18 protein-coding genes are annotated in these 19,097 nt (G+C 32.9%); 15 read left to right on the top strand and 3 right to left on the bottom strand.

All coding sequences use genetic code 11. The features are described from left to right. The first annotated feature begins 24 nt into the window (after positions 1 to 24). Positions 25 to 1,740 (top strand): ATP-binding protein, encoded by a 1,716-nt coding sequence (locus FJOH_RS10250; protein WP_044047648.1) that lies wholly within the window; start codon positions 25 to 27, stop codon positions 1,738 to 1,740. 342 nt (positions 1,741 to 2,082) lie between these two features. After that, positions 2,083 to 2,844 (top strand): phosphatase PAP2 family protein, encoded by a 762-nt coding sequence (locus FJOH_RS10245; protein WP_012024041.1) that lies wholly within the window; start codon positions 2,083 to 2,085, stop codon positions 2,842 to 2,844. Between the two features lie 230 nt (positions 2,845 to 3,074). Here the strand turns inward: FJOH_RS10245 and FJOH_RS10240 are convergent, their stop codons facing one another. After that, positions 3,075 to 3,848 (bottom strand): XRE family transcriptional regulator, encoded by a 774-nt coding sequence (locus FJOH_RS10240; protein WP_012024040.1) that lies wholly within the window; start codon positions 3,846 to 3,848, stop codon positions 3,075 to 3,077. 98 nt (positions 3,849 to 3,946) lie between these two features. On the opposite strand from FJOH_RS10240, the gene FJOH_RS10235 reads away from it, so the two are divergent. From FJOH_RS10235 to FJOH_RS10210, 6 genes are all read left to right on the top strand, one after another. Then, a complete protein-coding gene (locus tag FJOH_RS10235) occupies positions 3,947 to 4,396 on the top strand; it encodes a LexA family protein (protein ID WP_012024039.1) in 450 nt (149 codons plus the stop codon). Positions 4,397 to 4,493: 97 nt separating this feature from the next. After that, positions 4,494 to 5,753, top strand: coding sequence for a Y-family DNA polymerase (locus FJOH_RS10230; RefSeq protein ID WP_044048277.1), 1,260 nt, complete (start codon positions 4,494 to 4,496; stop codon positions 5,751 to 5,753). Positions 5,754 to 5,823: 70 nt separating this feature from the next. Then, positions 5,824 to 7,203 (top strand): exonuclease domain-containing protein, encoded by a 1,380-nt coding sequence (locus FJOH_RS10225; RefSeq protein ID WP_012024037.1) that lies wholly within the window; start codon positions 5,824 to 5,826, stop codon positions 7,201 to 7,203. A gap of 50 nt (positions 7,204 to 7,253) precedes the next feature. Next, entirely contained in the window at positions 7,254 to 8,030 is a 777-nt protein-coding gene (gene xth, locus FJOH_RS10220) for an exodeoxyribonuclease III (RefSeq protein ID WP_012024036.1), read from the top strand. An 8-nt stretch (positions 8,031 to 8,038) separates the two neighbouring features. Beyond that, on the top strand, positions 8,039 to 8,665 hold the full coding sequence (locus tag FJOH_RS10215) for an alpha-ketoglutarate-dependent dioxygenase AlkB family protein (RefSeq protein ID WP_012024035.1): 627 nt from the start codon (positions 8,039 to 8,041) through the stop codon (positions 8,663 to 8,665). 157 nt (positions 8,666 to 8,822) lie between these two features. Continuing rightward, on the top strand, positions 8,823 to 9,284 hold the full coding sequence (locus FJOH_RS10210; protein ID WP_044047646.1) for a DUF1810 domain-containing protein: 462 nt from the start codon (positions 8,823 to 8,825) through the stop codon (positions 9,282 to 9,284). A gap of 205 nt (positions 9,285 to 9,489) precedes the next feature. Here the strand turns inward: FJOH_RS10210 and FJOH_RS10205 are convergent, their stop codons facing one another. Beyond that, positions 9,490 to 10,899: an APC family permease gene (locus FJOH_RS10205; RefSeq protein WP_012024033.1), complete on the bottom strand. Its 1,410-nt coding sequence runs from the start codon at positions 10,897 to 10,899 to the stop codon at positions 9,490 to 9,492. A 287-nt stretch (positions 10,900 to 11,186) separates the two neighbouring features. Here FJOH_RS10205 and FJOH_RS10200 point away from each other — a divergent pair, with 287 nt between their 5' ends. From FJOH_RS10200 to FJOH_RS10170, 7 genes are all read left to right on the top strand, one after another. After that, positions 11,187 to 11,636 carry a hypothetical protein gene (locus FJOH_RS10200; RefSeq protein WP_012024032.1) on the top strand — a complete coding sequence of 150 codons (450 nt, stop codon included), beginning with the start codon at positions 11,187 to 11,189 and terminating at the stop codon, positions 11,634 to 11,636. Between the two features lie 19 nt (positions 11,637 to 11,655). After that, positions 11,656 to 13,356, top strand: coding sequence for a hypothetical protein (locus FJOH_RS10195; protein ID WP_012024031.1), 1,701 nt, complete (start codon positions 11,656 to 11,658; stop codon positions 13,354 to 13,356). Between the two features lie 16 nt (positions 13,357 to 13,372). Next, positions 13,373 to 13,564 carry a hypothetical protein gene (locus FJOH_RS10190; protein ID WP_121362071.1) on the top strand — a complete coding sequence of 64 codons (192 nt, stop codon included), beginning with the start codon at positions 13,373 to 13,375 and terminating at the stop codon, positions 13,562 to 13,564. Then, positions 13,564 to 14,076, top strand: coding sequence for a hypothetical protein (locus tag FJOH_RS10185; protein ID WP_012024030.1), 513 nt, complete (start codon positions 13,564 to 13,566; stop codon positions 14,074 to 14,076). Before FJOH_RS10190 ends, FJOH_RS10185 begins: the two co-directional genes overlap by 1 nt. Next, a complete protein-coding gene (locus tag FJOH_RS10180; RefSeq protein ID WP_012024029.1) occupies positions 14,077 to 15,630 on the top strand; it encodes an ATP-binding protein in 1,554 nt (517 codons plus the stop codon). A 404-nt stretch (positions 15,631 to 16,034) separates the two neighbouring features. Beyond that, on the top strand, positions 16,035 to 17,468 hold the full coding sequence (locus FJOH_RS10175) for a sensor histidine kinase (protein ID WP_012024028.1): 1,434 nt from the start codon (positions 16,035 to 16,037) through the stop codon (positions 17,466 to 17,468). Then, positions 17,458 to 17,859: a response regulator gene (locus tag FJOH_RS10170; RefSeq protein ID WP_012024027.1), complete on the top strand. Its 402-nt coding sequence runs from the start codon at positions 17,458 to 17,460 to the stop codon at positions 17,857 to 17,859. Before FJOH_RS10175 ends, FJOH_RS10170 begins: the two co-directional genes overlap by 11 nt. On the opposite strand, the gene FJOH_RS10165 is transcribed toward FJOH_RS10170, so the two are convergent. Next, on the bottom strand, positions 17,851 to 19,005 hold the full coding sequence (locus FJOH_RS10165; protein ID WP_012024026.1) for a C40 family peptidase: 1,155 nt from the start codon (positions 19,003 to 19,005) through the stop codon (positions 17,851 to 17,853). The two genes, FJOH_RS10170 and FJOH_RS10165, sit on opposite strands and share 9 nt — an antisense overlap. Positions 19,006 to 19,097: the final 92 nt, after the last annotated feature.

Here is a 19,097-nt window from a genome sequence, read left to right as displayed (position 1 = left end):
AAAACTTGTTTTTAAATAAACATCATGAGAATTAAAACCAAATTGAATCTGAGTGTAGGATTGTTATTTTTAATGATCATCATTCTCTCGTTAGTGAGTGCTTATTCTGTTTTTCTGATTAAGCAGGACACCGAGAATATTCTGAAATCCAATTATAATACTTTGGAATATTCCCGAAATATGATTTTTGCTTTAGACGGAATAAAGTCCGATTCAAAAGAAACGATTCAGAGTTTTGAGGAGAATCTCGAAAAGCAGACTCAAAATATTACAGAACCGGGCGAAAAACAAGCTACCGAAAAACTAAAAGCTAGTTTTGCTCTTTTGGCTAAAAACAATTCTAACGAAACTATAAAAGCTCAGATTCGTCATGATATTTTTGCGATTATGAAACTGAATCTGGACGCCATAAAACAGAAAAGCGATATCGCTAAACATTCGGCTGAAACAGCTAATTTGTCGATTGCCATTGTGGGAACTTTATGCTTTCTGATTGCTTTTAATTTATTGGTTAATCTGCCTAATAATATTGCGAATCCTATTAGAGAGTTAACTCAGAGTATTAAGGAAATTGCCAATAAAAACTATTCCGAACGTGTTCATTTTACGAGCCATAGCGAATTTGGAGATCTGGCAAAATCATTTAATACCATGGCACAAAAGCTAGAAGAATATCATGACAGCAATGTTTATAAACTTCTTTTTGAAAAGAAACGTCTAGAAACTCTGATCAATAATATGAACGATCCTATTATTGGTTTGGATAACGAAGGAATTGTTTTGTTTGTGAATGATGAAGCACTGAAAATTATTGGTCTAAAATCCGAAGATATTATTGGAAAACCTGCTTCTGAATTGGCAGTTTCTAATGATTTGATTCGTTCTTTGATTCTGAAAGAAAGTGAAACTCCAAAAAAACAGCCTCTCAAAATTTTTGCTCACGGAAAAGAGAGTTATTTCGAAAAAGAGATTCACAATATCACAATAACACCAACTGGAGAAGAAAAAGAAATTAATATTGGTGATGTAATTATTCTGCGAAATATTACGCTTTTTAAAGAACTGGATTTTGCTAAAACGAATTTTATTGCCACCGTTTCGCACGAATTAAAAACACCAATTGCTTCTATAAAATTAAGTCTTCAATTGCTTGAAAATGGGAAAACAGGCGACATGAACGACGACCAAAAACAATTGGTTGAAAGTATAAAAGATGACAGTCAGCGTTTATTAAAAATTACAGGAGAGTTATTGAATTTATCACAATTGGAAACTGGAAACATTCAGCTGAATATTGGAAAAAGTAATCCACACGAAATTGTGAAATATGCTGTAGAAGCTGTAAAAGTTCAGGCAGATCAAAAACAGATTCAATTAATTGTTGATGCCAATGAAAATCTCAAAAATGTAAAAGCCGATGCCGAGAAAACGGGCTGGGTTTTAATTAATTATTTATCGAATGCCATTAGATATTCGTCTGAAAAAAGCACGATTCTCATTAAATTAAAAGAAGAAAATGATCAGATGGTTTTTCAGGTTATTGATACTGGAAAAGGAATTGATACAAGATATAAAGACAAGGTTTTCGATAAATACTTTCAAGTTCCAGGAAGTCAAAAATCTGGAACGGGATTAGGTTTGGCGATTAGCAAAGAATTTATTGAAGCACAAAATGGAAATGTTGGCGTAGAAAGTAATTTAGGATTGGGAAGTACGTTTTGGTTTTCGCTGAAGGTTTAGAAGAATTGTGAATTGTGAATCATTAAAAGAAAAAATATTAAAAAAAGCTTCGGAGAAGCGAGATATTTACAACTAATTTGATTCACGTTGATAGTAAGCTCCAGCGGAGCGACATATTTCACCCCGGCTTAAAAAACACGCCTAATAAATTTTCTATAAATATATCGTCCCGCTGGGACTTATTTACTTAAAATCATCAATCTGAATAAACTAAAAATAAGCCAATCTTAATCCAACTACCTCATTTAAAACCAACAAATTAATATTCGCTTAAGGTTCAATTAAGCTTAAAATACCAAGGTCGAACATTCGTTACTATTGCAAAGTAAAACGACAAAAACAATGTTCCACAAAACGATTTCCCTTGTATTTTTATTCGGATTATTTTCTGCGAATGCACAGCAAAATGACTCGATTACAAAAATTGACAGTACTTCTCATAATTTAAAATTCAATTACAAACAATTAATTATTCCGAGTGTATTAATTGGTTATGGCGTAATTGGTTTAAAAAGTGATCAGCTTTTGAGTTTTAATCACCAGATTAAAGATGAAGTTGCTGAAGACATTGACGAGAAAATTACGATTGATGATTTTTCTCAATACGCTCCCGCTGCATCAGTATATGCATTGAATGCTTTTGGCGTAAAAGGTAAAAATAATATGCGTGACCGTTCTGTAATACTTGTAACCTCATATGCAATTATGGCTACAACGGTTTTAGGTTTAAAATCAATTTCGCATGTAGAAAGACCTGACGGAAGTTCGAATAACTCTTTTCCTTCCGGGCATACTGCAACTGCATTTATGGGTGCCGAATTTTTATACCAAGAATACAAAGACAAATCGATTTGGTATGGAATTGCAGGTTATGCTGTTGCAACAGGAACTGGGCTTTTCAGAATTTACAATAACCGCCATTGGCTGACAGACGTCGCTGCCGGAGCTGGAATTGGAATTTTGAGTACGAAAATTGCCTATTGGGTCAATCCATATATTACCAAGAAACTGTTCAAGTCATCAGCCGAAAATAAATCGACATCTATGATAATGCCTTTTTATAACGGGCAGCAATATGGATTGGGATTTGTGAAGGTTTTTTAGTTTTTTTTTGCCACAAAGGCGCTAAGACACAAAGTTTTTTAAGCCACAGATTAAAAAGGATTTTTTACTACTTTGTATAGTTTGTTTGCCACGAATTGCACAAATTTTTACGAATTATGTTGATTATATTTTGAATAAAAAATTTGTGAAAATTTGTGCAATTCGTGGCGAAAAAACAATCCTTTTAATCTGTGAATCCCGATAGCTATCGGGAGTGGTAAAAACTCTTTTTATGTATTCGAAGTATTATTCTTAATCTCTCGAACTTCCCTTTTCAATTCTAAAAGCAAATCTTTCATTGCTCCAGTTTCTGTTATTTCTTGTTTCTTATCAGAACGGCCGATATTACATTCGTATTCCCAAATCTCCAAAATATCAGAAGCTTTCACTTCATAATTTGGATAAAAACTATTATCCGATTCTAAAACCAAGGCATTCTTTTTGTTTTTATTGAGACGCTTATATACCATTCCTTCATTCTTAGTAATAAGAATATAGGTTTTGCCATCCATAACCTCTCCCAGTTTTTCTACATAACGGCCAATAATAATAGAACCATCTTCGTGTGGAGGCATTGAATCGCCTTCAACGGGAAATCCGCGATGTTTTCCAGGTCCTAAAAACGGAAGTGTAATCTGCTGTAAACTTTCAATATATTCTGGATCAGCATATCCGTTTAAATATCCTGCTTTTGCTTTTTGAGATACAATTTCGATATAATTTTCTCCAAAACTATCAACCTGAATAGGAAGAATAAGTCGGTTACCTTCCAGTTTTATCAAATTTTGTACATCAATTTTGCGTATATCGACAGATAATATCAAGTCAATACTCATATGAAAATATAACGCAATTTTCTTTAAAATGTCATACGGTGCTTCCGAAGTTCCATCTTCGTATTTCACGTATCTTCCTCTGGTAATACTAAGGTTTTCAGCTAATTTCTCCTGCGATATTTTATGCTTCACCCTTAATGCTCTGATGTTGTCTGAAAATAAGGACATAATTAATTTTGTTATAATTTGGAACAGCAAATATATAAAAAAATGTTACTGTCTGTACTAATTTTGTAAATGTAAAAAATTAAGTTTCTGAAGTGATTATGAATCTGAGAAATATAAATACCACAAAATCAATAGAATTTTATATACCGGATACAAGCACGGAAGTAAAAGTGCCTTTTTTTGATGTTGGTATCAGTGCGGGGTTTCCTTCGCCTGCTGATGACTTTATTGAATTATCAATTGATCTCAATAAAGAACTCATCAAACATAAATACACTACTTATTTTGCCAGGGTAAAAGGGTATTCCATGAAAAATGCCGGCATTCATGATGGTGATTTATTAATTATTGATAAAAGTCTGGAACCACAAAACAATAAAATTGCTGTTTGCCAAATTGATGGTGAATTTACGGTAAAACGCATTAAAATAGAAAAAGACATTATCTGGCTTATTGCCGAAAATGAAGATTATAAACCAATAAAAGTGACTCCGGAAAATAATTTCGTGATCTGGGGAATTGTAACTCATAGTATCAAAACTTTTTAAGTTATTGTTAGTCTGAGTGAAGTTGAAGACCTTTTATACGATAAAACCCTTCGACTTCGCTCAGGGTGACAAAACAGAAATAGAAAACAAATTAAAAATGTTTGCTTTAGTCGATTGTAATAATTTTTATGCTTCCTGCCAAAGGGTATTTGAACCGCATTTAAGAGAAAAACCTATAGTTATTCTCTCTAATAATGACGGCTGTGTTATTTCGCGGTCTGATGAAGCTAAAGCTTTGGGCATACCAATGGCTATTCCGGCTTTTAAATATGAATCTGTTTTTAAGGAAAAGAACATTTTTGTGTATTCTTCTAATTATCCTCTATATGGCGATATGAGCAATCGGGTAATGAACCTGCTTCGAACTTATACTCCTGAAATCGAAATCTACAGTATCGATGAAGCTTTCTTAAAATTTTCAGGTTACGATTTATTTGATATGAATACCTTGGGTTTAAAAATGCGTAAAGAAGTCACACAAGGAACGGGCATTCCTGTCAGCATAGGTTTTGCTTCTACTAAGGCTCTGGCTAAAATGGCAAATAAAATTGCCCGAAAATTTGCAGATCGTACACAGAATGTTCATTGTATTGATTCTGAAGAAAAAAGAGTTAAAGCCTTAAAATGGTCTAAAATTGAAGATGTCTGGGGAATTGGAAGAAAACACGCGAAACGTCTTAAAGCAAAAAAAATTAATACCGCTTATGAATTTACTCAGCTTCCAGATGCCTGGGTGAGAAAAGAAATGTCAGTAGTCGGGCTTAGGTTAAAGCATGAATTAGAAGGTAAACCAACTTTAGAATTAGAAGAAGCTGCAGATCGTAAAATGATCGCTACAACAAGGTCTTTCGAAAAAAGATATACCTCTTATGAAGAAATATCAGAGCGAATCAGCACGTTTACGGCCTCGTGTGCCGAGAAATTAAGACGACAAAATTGTCATTGTAATATGGTGACTGTTTTTATCCAAACGAGTTTTATAAAAAATGAAGAATCACACTATTCGAGAAGCATTACGATTACAACAGATTTCCCAACTAATTCGACGATAGAACTTAATGCTGCAGCTCAAAAAGGATTTAAAGCTATTTTTAAAAAGGGTTATCGCTATAAAAAAGCAGGCGTAATTGTAATGGGCTTAACGCCAAACAGCGAAACACAGCTTAATTTATTTGAAACTTCAAATCCTAAGCATCAGCCTTTAATGAGTGTTATCGACAAAATGAACCAAAATTATGGTAATAATAAAATTAAATTTGGTGTGCAGTCTCTTGGAAGACAATGGAAAATGAAACAAAACAGATTATCTCCTAAGTTTTCTACCTCACTTAAAGACGTTATTACTGTTAAAGCCTAAAAAACAAATTATTACAGATTTAAAATTTTAATAAACAACAGAAAACCAATCGATTTTACGTTATATAGAAATGAAGAATCAGGAATATGCCATAGTCGATATTGAAACCACAGGAGGAAATGCCAGTGGAAGCCGTATAACAGAAATTGCCATTATTATTCATGATGGTAAAAATGTGCTGGATCGTTATGAAACACTGGTAAATCCTGAACAGGACATACCTCCTTCAATTTTTGGATTAACAGGTATAAATAACGAAATGGTAGCTAATGCCCCAATCTTTGATGATATTTCTGAAAAAGTTCTCGAAATGCTTACAGACCGCATTTTTGTAGCTCATAATGTTAACTTCGATTATTCATTTGTTCATCATCAGCTGGAACAGGCAGGTTTCAAATGGTCGGCAAAAAAACTTTGTACAGTTCGTGCCGCCAGAAAAATCAAACCGGGTTTAGGTTCATACAGTTTAGGTAATCTTTGTAACTCTTTAAATATATCTTTAGAAAACAGACACCGTGCCGGAGGAGACGCAGATGCAACAGCCATATTATTTTCGCTTTTATTAGAATGGGATGATGCTGGAGAAATCGAAAAAATGATCAAGAAAACGGCACAAGATCAGCGCTTACCTCCTAACCTTCCACCTGATGATTTTAATAATTTACCCGAAAAACCTGGAATCTATTATTTTTATAATCAGGCAAAAAAAGTAATTTATGTTGGAAAAGCTGTTAATCTAAAAAAACGTGTTACATCGCATTTTACAGGTAATAATATCAATCCGCAAAGACAACATTTTTTAAGAGACATTTACGGGATTTCTTTTGAGATCTGCGCAACTGAATTAATGGCGCTTCTTTTAGAATGCACCGAAATCAAAAAACTCTGGCCTACTTACAACAGAGCTCTAAAACGTTTTGAGGCTAAATTTGGCATTTATCAATACGAAGCCAGAAATGGTTATAAATATCTCGCTATTGGGAAAGTGAGTAAATTTCAAATCTGCATTCATGAATTTAATACACAGTATGATGGTATCAATTTACTGCGCAGTCTGGCAGAACAGTTTGAAATTGATCATAGATTTTGTAAATATACAAGACCAGAAGAGGGAGAATTATTTCAAAATAATGATGTAAAAAGTCTGCCTGATGTTCTGCTTCATAACGAGCAAGTAGATAATGCAATTGATTATTTACTGAACAACAGACCCAGTTTTGCGATTATCGATAAAGGAAGATCTGCTGACGAACGAAGCTGTGTCTGGGTTGAAAATGGGCATTTTCACGGAATGGGCTACATACCCAGAGATATCGCCATTAACGATTATGATGAAGTAAAAAGTTATGTAACACAATATAAAAGCAATCAGTATATAGAACATTTAATTTTTGCTTATGCAGAAAAACATCCCGGCAAAGTATTCTTTAACAAACAGTTTATAAAATAAGAACATAAATAATCAGTAAATTTAATATAGATTTTAAAATTAAATGTACTATGAAAATAGCGACTTATAACGTAAACGGAATCAACGGAAGGTTAAATGTATTACTTCGATGGCTGGACGAAGCAGCTCCGGATATTGTGTGCTTACAAGAATTAAAAGCACCTCAGGATAACTTTCCTCTTAAGGCTATTAATGATGCAGGTTACAATGCCGTCTGGCACGGACAAAAACAATGGAACGGTGTTGCTATTCTTGCCCGAAATATGAAAATAGAAGAAATAACCCGCACACTTCCGGGTGATGACGAAGATGTTCAAAGCCGTTATATTGAAGCTTTAATTAACGGAATTGTAATTGCATGTCTTTATCTCCCAAACGGGAATCCAGTGCCGGGACCAAAATTTGAATATAAATTGAAATGGTTTGATCGTCTGGCTGAGCGTGCAGCAATATTATTATCCTTAAAAGTTCCTGTACTATTAATTGGTGATTATAATGTCATGCCAACAGAGCTGGATGTTTATAAACCTGAAAAATGGATAAATGATGCACTTTTCAAACCAGAAATTAGAAAAGCGTTTGCAGCTATAGTTTCACAAGGATGGACAGATGCGATTAGAACATTGTATCCTGATGAGAAAATTTACACTTTCTGGGATTATTTCAGGAATGCTTATCAGCGAAATGCAGGTCTTAGAATCGATCATTTTTTATTGAGTCCGCAAATAGCATCGGCATTGCATTCCGGCGGTGTTGATCGTCATGTGCGAGGCTGGGAAAAAACAAGCGATCATGCACCTGTATGGATTCAAATTGACAAAAAATAAATGGAATAATGACACTATTTAACGACACCGAATTATTTACCACAGGTTTGGCAGGAAAAAAAGTATTTGACATTCCTGATTCTGAATTGATTTTAATTGATAATTTCTTCACAAAAGAAGAATCTGATCGTTTTTATGAAAGACTGCTTCGCAAAACGAAATGGAGAGAATACGAAATGGAAATTTATGATAAAACCTATACTGTTCCCAGAATGATTGCCTGGTATGAAGATAAAGATAATCCGGGAGCAGATTTAAAAGGTCCTGACTGGAATTATGAATTGCTGACTATTAGAGGACGTGTAGAAAAGGAAACACAGCAGGATTTTAATACTGTACTGCTTAATTTGTACAGAGATGGAAATGATGGCGTAGGTTGGCACAGCGATAAAGAACATAATACGGGACCCAACCCAATTATTGCTTCGGTGACTTTTGGAGAAACCAGAATGTTCAGGCTGCGTCATAAATACAGTAAAGAAATTCCGCAGATCGAAATTCCGTTACATCATGGGTCTTTTTTGCTGATGGCAGGAACTACAAACAGTTTTTGGCAGCATCAAGTTCCCAAAACAGCACGAAATGTTTTACCAAGAATAAATTTAACTTTTAGACAAACACACAGAAATCTGTAATTTATTAATAACGAAAAACAACGCCGTTTTTTAACGCTGCAACGATGAGGAAAATTCTGTCGAAAAAAGTTAAAATACTGATTGTATGAACGTTTTATTAGGCAGAGCCCTTCTTTTTTACTACTTTTGCAACCCTTTTTTAAAATATAATACCGTAATGGCTTATTCAAACAATGATTTAGCGCGCTTCTTAGATGCGCAGAACAAACTTTATCTTACTGCTCTTTCTGAAATCAGCAAAGGAAAAAAAGAAACACACTGGATGTGGTTTATTTTTCCTCAAATAAAAGGTTTGGGAAAAAGCGATACTGCCAATCTATATGCCATTAATGACTTAAAAGAAGCTTCTGATTATTTAGAACATCCAATTTTAGGAAAACATTTAATTGAAATATCAGAACTTTTGCTAACCTTTAAAATGAAATCTGCTGACGGAATTTTTGGAGATTTAGATGCCCGTAAATTACGTTCGTGTATGACTTTGTTTTCTTTAACAGAAAATACAAATCCAATATTTCAGGAGGTTCTGGATGCTTTTTTCTCGGGAGAAATTGATCCGCTTACTATATCTATTATTAATTCATCTATAAAATCATCTGTTGAACCTGCTGTTGTATAACAAATTTCAATAGATTATTTAATATCAAAAGACACTGCTAAAACACAGTGTCTTTTTTTATTCTATTAAATCACAATTACTGCTTTTTAGACTACCTCGAAAAAACGCAGATTCTCGATTATAAATTTGTTTGTACTAAAAAAGCGCCTTTATATAAAGACGCTTTTTTATAATTTAACTTAAAAATTTCAGATCAAATAAAAGTTTACTCTTTTGGTTTAGTAAAATAATAAACCGGAATTCCTGTCAGCATAATTAAAACTCCCCATCCACAGGTTGAGAATTTTGTAATAAGTAACGAAACACATATTGCTGCAGCTGTAATTATATAAAGCATTGGTAAAAACGGATATCCAAAAGCTTTATAAGGTCTTTCGGTATTTGGCATTTTTCTTCTCAAAATAAAGATTCCGTATATCGTTAAAATATAGAAAATCAAGACAATGATAATTACAAAGTCTAACAAATCACCATATTTTCCTGTAAGGCACAAAGCCGAAGCCCAAAAACATTGTGCCCAAAGCGCCCATGCAGGAACACTTGATTCGTTTAAAACAGCTGCTTTTTTAAAGAATAAACCATCCTTTGCCATTGTATAATACACTCTTGCTCCAGCCATAATTAATCCGTTGTTGCAGGCAAAAGTCGAAATCATAATCATAATTGCAATAATCAGCGTTCCTATATTTCCAAAAATATATTGTGATGCCACAACGGCAACACGATCTGATTTTGCTGTTGCAATTTCTTCTAACGGAATTACGGCTAAATACATAATATTCGTTAAAACATAAATAATGGTTACAATAAAAGTTCCCAGAAACAAACTTAAACCAACATTTCGCTGCGGATTTTTAATTTCTCCAGCAATAAAAGTAACACCATTCCAGGCATCACTCGAAAATAAAGATCCAACCATTGCAGCTGAAATTCCGGTTATTAATCCAGTCCCTCCTATTGGCATCCATGAGCCGCTTTCTTTATCAAATACACGAGTATTCCATGCATCGGCCCAGTTCGCATCCCAAACCGAAGCTTTTGCTGCCAATGTTAGCCCGAAAACAATTAACCCCAGTAATGATAAAATTTTGATAATCGTAAGAACAGTTTGAAGAATTTTACCGTTTTTAACACCACGGCTATTGATATAAGTCAATAAAATAATAGTAAAAATCGATACTAACTGGGCCGCATTTAGTTTAAATGAACCTATTTCATAAAGTATATTTTCATCACTCAATGGTTCGTATAAATAAGCAGCAAATTTTGAGAAAGCTACTCCCACTGCAGCAATAGTTCCAGTTTGAATTACTGCAAAAAAGCTCCAGCCATACAAAAAAGCTATTAACTTGTTATACGCTTCTTTTAAGTAGACATATTGTCCTCCGGCTTTTGGAAACATGGCGCTCAATTCTCCATAGCTTACAGCAGCAATAATGGTAATTAATCCTGATATCAGCCAAATTAGAGTAAGCCATCCTGCAGATCCTACCTGCCTGGCAATATCGGCACTTACAATAAATATTCCAGACCCAATCATTGAACCAACCACAAGCATGGTTCCGTCTAATAATCCGAGTTCTCTTTTAAAATGTTCTTGGTTCTCTTCTTGCATTGTTTTTGGTTTTAGGTTGGTTAAAGATATACTTTTTTTAGAAAATTTAGATTTTAGATCATAGTTTTTAGATTATCGAAAAATATTCTGGGCGTATCCCTTCGGGTCGGGCTATCCACTCTATCTTTTATGGTGAACCCCAACATAAAAGGATGCCGCTTCTATCCCTTACGCAGACTTTTCCATAACCGTTTTTAGAATAAAAAACAGCATTACGGTTTTCCATAAAATATAACTTATTGTGGTAGTTACTTTTGAGAATAGAAAACATAAAAGAATCAATAAATATGGCAAGAATCATTTTACAAAACGAGAATATAAGTTTTGGCACAGATAACCCTAAACTAACTAGTGGTTTTATTAGCGACAGAGACCTCTTAAAAAAACGTTCAAAAAAATATCTTGATCTTATTAGCGGACTCGATGCGAAAACATTAACCGATACGAAAGGAATGGATGAACTTATAAAATCAATCCAAGAGGAATTCGGCACAGCTGAGCTTTCTAATTTACCATTAGGAATTCTTTCAAAATGTTTTCTAGGACATCCATACGAGGTACATACTTTAGATTTAAGCGGAAGTCAAATTATCAAACATTATAAGAATACAGAAACAATGGAAGCTGATTTTGAAAAAGCGCGATCTGCTGCCATACATAATGCATACGCTTTGGTTGAAATCTACAAAGACAAAATCATTTTAATTCGAGAAGACGGAACAGCAACAAAACTATAACATCAACAAACAAATAATTATGTCTCAACAAGTAATCTCATACGCAGACCTTTCGATCATAAATAGTGCGCTAAGGTCAATTAGTTCAGATATGAAAGGAGTTCATTCTGAATTAGGAACATTAAATTTCAAACAAGATCAATTAGAAAGTGAGCTGGTAAAACTAGCTGATTCTTTTGCTGATTTTGTAGAAGCTGATTTAAAACATAAATCGTTGCAGCTGGCAGAAACCCGTCAAGGAAATTTAAAACAAGACCTGCAAATCAAGTTTGGTTATTACGCCGAAGTTAGAAGAATGGCAACAGGTATTTTGCAAGGAGTTGATACAGGTGTAATAAGTGAAGATACTTTACGATTTACAACTGAAGAAGTAATGATAAAAGCACCAGGATATTGGCTTGCGCCAGCATTAGTTTCTTTGAGTGCCTGGATAAGAAACGACAAGGCCGCAACTGAAAAAGCTTTAAAAGAAGCTTTAAAAAGAGATGATTACAAAACAACTCTATTCTTTATGATGGTTATGCGGAGATTAACCAGAAATGATGCAAGTCTAAAATGGCTGGAGCGCTATTTTATGCATCAAAATCCGCATAATCTTGATAGGGAATTTATCATAATACTCGAAGCTGTTTCTACAGGAGTATTCCCCCCAGCTTCGAAACAATTAATGATGATAAATGTTAAAAACTGGATTGATCAACTTACACAAGGTGATAATTTTATAGATAAACAAAAATCTCAATGGATTAAGTTTTTTGAAGCATTAGGACCTTTACCAGAAGGCAAATATCCTTTATTAGAAAAGTTTTCCACTAACTGGAACTCACTGGAAAATTCTTTAAAAGAAGCCAGAACACATGATATCTTAAATACACATTTTAAAAATATAATTTCTTCTTCATCTGATTTTTCAAAAGGAATTAAAGTTCAATTAGATGAAATATTATCTCTGCTCGTTACAAATTTTGATGATGAAGAACTTCCGCTGCAAGAACAAGTCAGACTCAATCAGCTTATCATACAAATGGATGGAGACAAAGCTGCAGCTCAGGCCATAATGGATGCAGAAAAACATATTTTTGATGAAAAAGTAGACTTTTTACAACTTTTAACAAATGCATCATTTAATCCTGAATTATCTGGAGCAACTAAAGTAACTCAAGCCCTTGCAGTTTCTATAAGTCAGCCTTGGATATTAGAAGCTTATGACACTTTTACGGCACAATGCAGAAATAGAATTCCACAATATGTTGAACTTTCAATAGATGATTTTAAAACTTCTACAAAAGACGGAAGTGAAGAAAATGAACTTTTAAAAGAACAAGAAACTTACTATGATAAAGTGTTAGAAACAGAATTAAGTAAAATTTCTTTTCCTTACGCCGCAATTATTATTGGAATCCTGATCTGTTTTTTAGGTTTTTGGGCTTTCAGCGTTCATGCAATACTTGGCTTTATTGGCAGTGGAATTGGGGCAGTCGTAATTTGGAGTTCTATCTCTGGATACAAGAAATCTAAAGATAAAATTCTTGAAACTGTAGAAGAAAGAAAACGAAAAGCAAAAGAAGTACTAAGAGGATGTATTGCTGAAACAGTAGATTACAGAATAGAACACTCTACGGAAGACAATAATGCAGAAGAAGTAAGAAATCTTATTTCATCAATTACTCCAGAAGATTTTTCAAGTGTATCACATGAAACAGCCAGAAGTATTATTTAACCTAAAAAAATCAATTATGACAAAAATAATTTTAGATAATCATTCAGAAAAAACTGAAGATAACCCGCAAGAATTAAAAAAAGAAATTAGTATTAAACCAAATCTTTTTCAAGGTCGAACAGAAGCTGATTTAGAGAACGCTAAATTTCCAGAATGGGACATTGTACCTCCAAATCAATTCATTAATCCCAGAATTAAAGCACAATAATGAAAGCTCCAACAACATATTCTGAATGGATAAATTTACTTAATCAATTTGGGGATGGAAATGATTCAGTTTTAGATCAATTAAATTTAGGAAGCTTTTTAATTGATGCCGGCACTGCAAATCGTTTCTATCATAAAGTAGAAGAAGTATATAAAAAACGAAAACAAAATTGGCTGGATAAATTTCAAAAATCTTTTCAGTTACAGAGTCTTAAAACTGAAGATGATTTTGAAATTGCCTTAAGAAATGGAAAACAAAACCTTATTGTCTTGAACCATTTTATTAATGTAAAGGGATTACCAGAAGATTTAAAAAAAATGCTTCAAAAAGATCTGGAAGATTTTATTACTGAAATAAGAACATCTCTAAAAAAGAACAATTCTAAAACTTCAGGAAGTGAAAAAATACAAGTATTATTAAATTCTTTTCAACTTAATACAACTTCTACAGAAATTAAAAAAGAAAGCTTTAATGAAATAATTGCTCCAACGGGCAGAAAAATACTATTCTAAATGGCAAATAAATCAGAATTCAAAACTTCGCTTTTGCGAATGTTTAGAGCAAGAATACCTTTTATATCGATTAAAAGTATTGAGCGGGCAAGAGTACTTGAGGTTATTCAACAATTAGCTGAAGAAATCAATATTCCTATTTATTTTCATAATTTATCTCATGGAACAATTGATATAAAAACAAAGAAAAGTGTCAATGATGATCGCTCAGTTGCCGGTGGTCTGGACTATGCCGTTCAAAACATTTCTCAAAGACAAAATTTGACCTTTGTTTTTACTGAAGTAAGTGATATTGAAGATGATAATTTAGTATCCAGACATCTCTATGATTGTGTAATTCAAGCCATTGAAAGAGGCGGAAGCATTTGCTTAATTACAACTAAATCAATATGGCCCCAATTACAGCGATTAGGAATGACAATTACATTAGACGCTCCTAATGAAGATGAAATGTTAGAAGTTGTTAAAGAATGTGTTACTCCATATAAAGGTTCTATTCCGCTCGAATGGGACGAAACAGATTTTAAAATGGCAGCGACGATTTTAGCAAATATGACTAAAATCGAAGCCGAAAATGTTTTAGCAACCCAAATGGCAAAAGGTTCTTTAACTAAAGAAGACATTAGAGAATTAAGCAATGCCAAAGACAAATTGTTTAGTAATATATCTGGTTTAGAGAAAGTAAAAATTGACTCATCTACTCTCTCGGTTGCAGGTTTGACAGGTTTACAGCATTGGCTGGATAATCAAAAGCAACTTTTAACAGCAGATTTAAAAGCAAGAAAAATGCGTCCTCCAAGAGGAGTTTTACTTGTAGGGGTTCCTGGGTGCGGTAAATCTCTATCTGCTAAATTTATTGCTGCTAATTGGAATCTTCCTTTATATCGTCTTGATCTTGCTGCTATTCAAGGGCAATATCTTGGACAATCTGAAAATCGATTAAAAGAAGCATTAGCATCTGCAGATAATGCTGCTCCCTGCGTATTGTGGATTGATGAAATAGAAAAAGGCCTTTCTGGCGCAGCTGGCTCAAATGATGGGGGAACATCAACAAGAATGGTTGGACAGTTTTTGTTTTGGTTACAGGAAAGTATGGCAAAAGTTTTTGTTGTATCTACAGCAAATGACGTTAGTAAATTACCTCCAGAATTGTTACGAAGAGGGCGTTTTGATGAATTGTTTTTTGTTGATCTGCCCGGAGAAGCAGAAAGAAAAGATATTATTAATCTCTATATAAATCGCAATTTGTTACCTCAGCCTTCTCCGCCTACATTAAATCATCTTGTAGAAATTTCGGATGGATTTGCCGGATCAGATATTGAAGGTGCAGTAAGAGATGTTGCTATTCAGGCTGTAATTCATGGAGATGATCTTGTAGATGATAATCTTTTTGAAAAATGTTTTAAAAACATTGTACCATTAAGTAAAACTGCTCCAGAAAAAATCGAAGCTATTAGAGTTTGGGGACGCGAGAGAGCTGTACCTGCATCTGGAGTTTCTTGGGATACTGTATCTAATGATAATATAAAAGGAAAGCGATCAATTATAATTTAATAATAAACTGAATCTATAATTACATCAAAACTGCAAATATTTTTGCAGTTTTTTTATTGAATATAATTAAACAAAAATCCAATATTAATTTCTGTGTTTTCATTTAAAAACAGCAGAAATAAAATTACACGTTTTAATTCATACAGAAAAATATAACACTAAAACATTAAAAATCAATTAATTATATTTAAAACAAAAATAAGAAACAAAAAATAACTAGTCTTGTAAAAAGATTCGTATTTTTTACTAAATTTGATAAAAGACTTCATTAGTCTTAAAATTTAGATATTTTTATTAACAATTGTTTATTTTAATTTCTTATAAATAATCAGCCTCAAGATTATTTTAAGAATAAACTAAACAATCAAAACATAAGGCAGAACATTAATATTAAACCTACTAATATGAAAATCATGCATAAGGTTCGTTCTTTACGAAGCCTCCGTTTGCCGAATGTGTTTATTTTAATATTAATCGTATTCATTTCTTGTGCATTATTGATCTGCATTAATTTTTTCACAATTAAAATTTTATCTGCCAACAGGGCTTATGTTAATGGAGAATCACATTATTCTAAGGGGCAAAAAGATGCTTCACGTCATCTTATCACTTATCTCTACAACAAAGACCCAAATCAATGGAAACTATACAAAGAAGAATTAAAAGTTCCTCAAGGCGATGGAATTGCCCGAAAAACTCTTTTAAAGGCAGGCGATAATGAGGTAGCAAGAAAAGGTTTTTTAGCCGGCCGTAATCATAAAGATGATTTAGATGATATTGTCTGGCTGTTTGTAAACTTTAAAAAAGTTTCATTTCTGGCAAAAGCAATTCACGAATGGGAACAAGGAGATAATTTAATTGATGAACTTTTTATAATTGGAACTCAAATTAATGCAAAAATCGAACGTAATTCATTGACTGAAGCTGATCAAAAGAAATTCATTCTTAAAATCAGCCGTATCAGCGATAAGCTTACTATCAATCAGCGTAATTTCTCGAATACTCTGGGAGAAGGAACCCGAAAAATAAAAACACTTTTAACAATCACCAACATCGTTTTTATTTTAATAATCGTTTTAAGTGTTTGCTCTTATTATTCAATAATGGTAAAACGCCTGACCATTTCTAAAAAGGAAATTGAAGTTAAGAATGAGAATCTAACTTTAGTTAATCATGAATTAGACCGCTTTGTTTACAGCGCCTCTCATGACTTAAGATCTCCTATTACATCTTTAAAAGGTCTGATTGAGATTACACAATTGGAAGATGACATTGATCAAATAAAAGACTATTTAAAATTAATGCATCAAAGTTTAACGAAGCAGGATCAATTTATAAGTGATATTATTGATTATTCTAAAAACAAAAGAAAACAAATCGTTATTGAACCTGTAAGCCTTAAGGAGATTTTCAACGAAGCTATTTCTCAATTGATGCACATTGAAAATGCAAGCAAAATTACTTTTAAACAAGAATTAGAGATAGATCAAATTCAGAGCGATGGTCTGCGTTTAAAAATCATTATCAGCAACTTACTTTCTAATGCAATTAAATATGCCGACAACAGTAAACAAGAAATGTTTATTTCTATTAAGACTTATCTTTCTGACGGCTTTAACAGAATTGAGGTTTCTGACAACGGAATAGGTATTAAAGAAGATTGTAAAGATTATATTTTTGAAATGTACTTTGGAACAAACAAAAATAAAGGATCTGGATTAGGTCTTTATATTGTAAAAGAAGCTGTCGAAAATATTAAAGGAAATATTTCAGTTGTTTCTGAAAACAACATTGGAAGTAAATTTATTGTAGCTATCCCAACTTCTTATGGAATTTAACTCAACTATATTATTAATTGAAGACAACTTAATTGATCAGCTTGTTACAAAACAATTACTGAAAAAAATTCTTGATATAAACCAAGTTGCTATTGCCAATAATGGATTAGAAGGCCTGCAATGGATTATAAAGAATAAAAAGGCAAAGCAGAAATTAGTCATTTTATTAGACATACAAATGCCTATAATGAATGGTTTTGAATTTTTAGATATATTTCAAACGCTTAATATGGAAATTCAAAAGGAAACTCAGATTTATGTAGTTTCTTCAACTTTAGATTCTGATGAAATAGAACAAATTAGAAAAAACGAATATGTTTGTGATTTTTTAAACAAACCTATTCCGGTTGAAGAATTAAAAAAGCAATTTTTAAATAGTTTCTTATTCTAAAATACGGTTTACCTGAGAAAAAGTTCTTTGATAATAAGGTTCTTTTGTAGAAGAAATCATAACTCCGCCATGTGTTGATGAGTGCACAAACTTAATTTCTCCGTCAGCTGCTTCAACCACCATTCCTACATGATTAATATGACGTCTGCCGTTAGTTTTAAAGAAAATCAAATCTCCTTTTTGCGCTTCTGCAGAAGCTACTTTAGTTCCTATACGAGATTGTTCGATTGAACTTCTTGGCAGTTTTATATCAAAATTTCCAAAAGTGCAGAACATTAAACCTGAACAGTCAAAACCTGCTTTTGTAGTACCGCCTGAACGATAACGGGTTCCAATATTTTCAGTTGCACTTACAATAATCTGGTCGATTAATCCAGAATGATTTCCATTATAAACAAATGTAGAATCTTTTTTAACTGCTGTATTATTATCTGCAATTTGAGGCTCAGAACCAAAACTTTCGTCTAATAATGTCTTAGGTTCATTCAAAGCATTTACAGCATCTGCTTTCTCTTTTGTTGTTTTGATTTTCAAAACATATCCAACTGGAAGTTTAGCTTTTATAGAAGGATTTTGACGCTCCAGTTCTTTTACTGTTATTCCGTATTTTTTTGCGATTGCGTATTTTGTTTCTTTTGGCTGTACTTTAACCTCAAGGTCAACATCTGTAGAAGAAATGATTTCCGGTTTTTCTGTTTCCGGAGCTGTATTTTCAGCAATGGCTGCTGTATTTACTGGAATAACGATTTGCTGTCCAATTTTCAGTCCCTCCGTTTCCAGCGCAGGATTTGCTTTTTTCAAATCATCAACACTAACATTGTATTTTTTAGAGATTCCCCAAAGTGTTTCTTTTTGTAAAACTTCGTGCGAACCAGGAGTAGTATTTACAGAAGTATTGTTCGCTATTGATGGTGTAGAATTTTGAGCTGACTTTACATTTTTATTCGGGATCAATAAAACCGAATTTAGTTTTAAAATTTTAGGAGCATTTGGATTCGCTTCTTGAATGTCTTTTGCCTTTACTCCATATTTTTTAGCAATTACAGTAAGGTTTTCTCCTTTTGAAATTTTATGTTTGATAAATTTTTCCTGAGAAAAAACACCAACACTAAAAAAAAACAATACTATAATTAATCTAAAAACCATACTCACCTATTAAAGTTATAACTCCTTTTTTAAGTTTAGACACTATTTTGAAACTCAAAAAGCACAAATATATTGCCTAAAAGGCGAATTTA

Source organism: Flavobacterium johnsoniae UW101 (genome assembly GCF_000016645.1).
GTDB lineage: Bacteria > Bacteroidota > Bacteroidia > Flavobacteriales > Flavobacteriaceae > Flavobacterium > Flavobacterium johnsoniae.
The sequence above is the reverse complement of the archived record's forward strand: the minus strand, read 5'-3'. Positions and strand labels throughout refer to the sequence as shown.

Excerpts from the sequence above, each read along its gene's own strand:
- FJOH_RS10235 (WP_012024039.1), top strand. The coding sequence starts at position 3,947 with ATGAATCTGAGAAATATAAATACCACAAAATCAATAGAATTTTATATA.
- FJOH_RS10245 (WP_012024041.1), top strand. The coding sequence starts at position 2,083 with ATGTTCCACAAAACGATTTCCCTTGTATTTTTATTCGGATTATTTTCT.
- FJOH_RS10250 (WP_044047648.1), top strand. The coding sequence starts at position 25 with ATGAGAATTAAAACCAAATTGAATCTGAGTGTAGGATTGTTATTTTTA.
- FJOH_RS10170 (WP_012024027.1), top strand. The coding sequence starts at position 17,458 with ATGGAATTTAACTCAACTATATTATTAATTGAAGACAACTTAATTGAT.
- FJOH_RS10240 (WP_012024040.1), bottom strand. The coding sequence starts at position 3,848 with ATGTCCTTATTTTCAGACAACATCAGAGCATTAAGGGTGAAGCATAAA.
- FJOH_RS10190 (WP_121362071.1), top strand. The coding sequence starts at position 13,373 with ATGACAAAAATAATTTTAGATAATCATTCAGAAAAAACTGAAGATAAC.
- FJOH_RS10200 (WP_012024032.1), top strand. The coding sequence starts at position 11,187 with ATGGCAAGAATCATTTTACAAAACGAGAATATAAGTTTTGGCACAGAT.
- xth (WP_012024036.1), top strand. The coding sequence starts at position 7,254 with ATGAAAATAGCGACTTATAACGTAAACGGAATCAACGGAAGGTTAAAT.
- FJOH_RS10210 (WP_044047646.1), top strand. The coding sequence starts at position 8,823 with ATGGCTTATTCAAACAATGATTTAGCGCGCTTCTTAGATGCGCAGAAC.
- FJOH_RS10195 (WP_012024031.1), top strand. The coding sequence starts at position 11,656 with ATGTCTCAACAAGTAATCTCATACGCAGACCTTTCGATCATAAATAGT.
- FJOH_RS10205 (WP_012024033.1), bottom strand. The coding sequence starts at position 10,899 with ATGCAAGAAGAGAACCAAGAACATTTTAAAAGAGAACTCGGATTATTA.
- FJOH_RS10175 (WP_012024028.1), top strand. The coding sequence starts at position 16,035 with ATGAAAATCATGCATAAGGTTCGTTCTTTACGAAGCCTCCGTTTGCCG.
- FJOH_RS10180 (WP_012024029.1), top strand. The coding sequence starts at position 14,077 with ATGGCAAATAAATCAGAATTCAAAACTTCGCTTTTGCGAATGTTTAGA.
- FJOH_RS10230 (WP_044048277.1), top strand. The coding sequence starts at position 4,494 with ATGTTTGCTTTAGTCGATTGTAATAATTTTTATGCTTCCTGCCAAAGG.
- FJOH_RS10165 (WP_012024026.1), bottom strand. The coding sequence starts at position 19,005 with ATGGTTTTTAGATTAATTATAGTATTGTTTTTTTTTAGTGTTGGTGTT.
- FJOH_RS10185 (WP_012024030.1), top strand. The coding sequence starts at position 13,564 with ATGAAAGCTCCAACAACATATTCTGAATGGATAAATTTACTTAATCAA.
- FJOH_RS10215 (WP_012024035.1), top strand. The coding sequence starts at position 8,039 with ATGACACTATTTAACGACACCGAATTATTTACCACAGGTTTGGCAGGA.
- FJOH_RS10225 (WP_012024037.1), top strand. The coding sequence starts at position 5,824 with ATGAAGAATCAGGAATATGCCATAGTCGATATTGAAACCACAGGAGGA.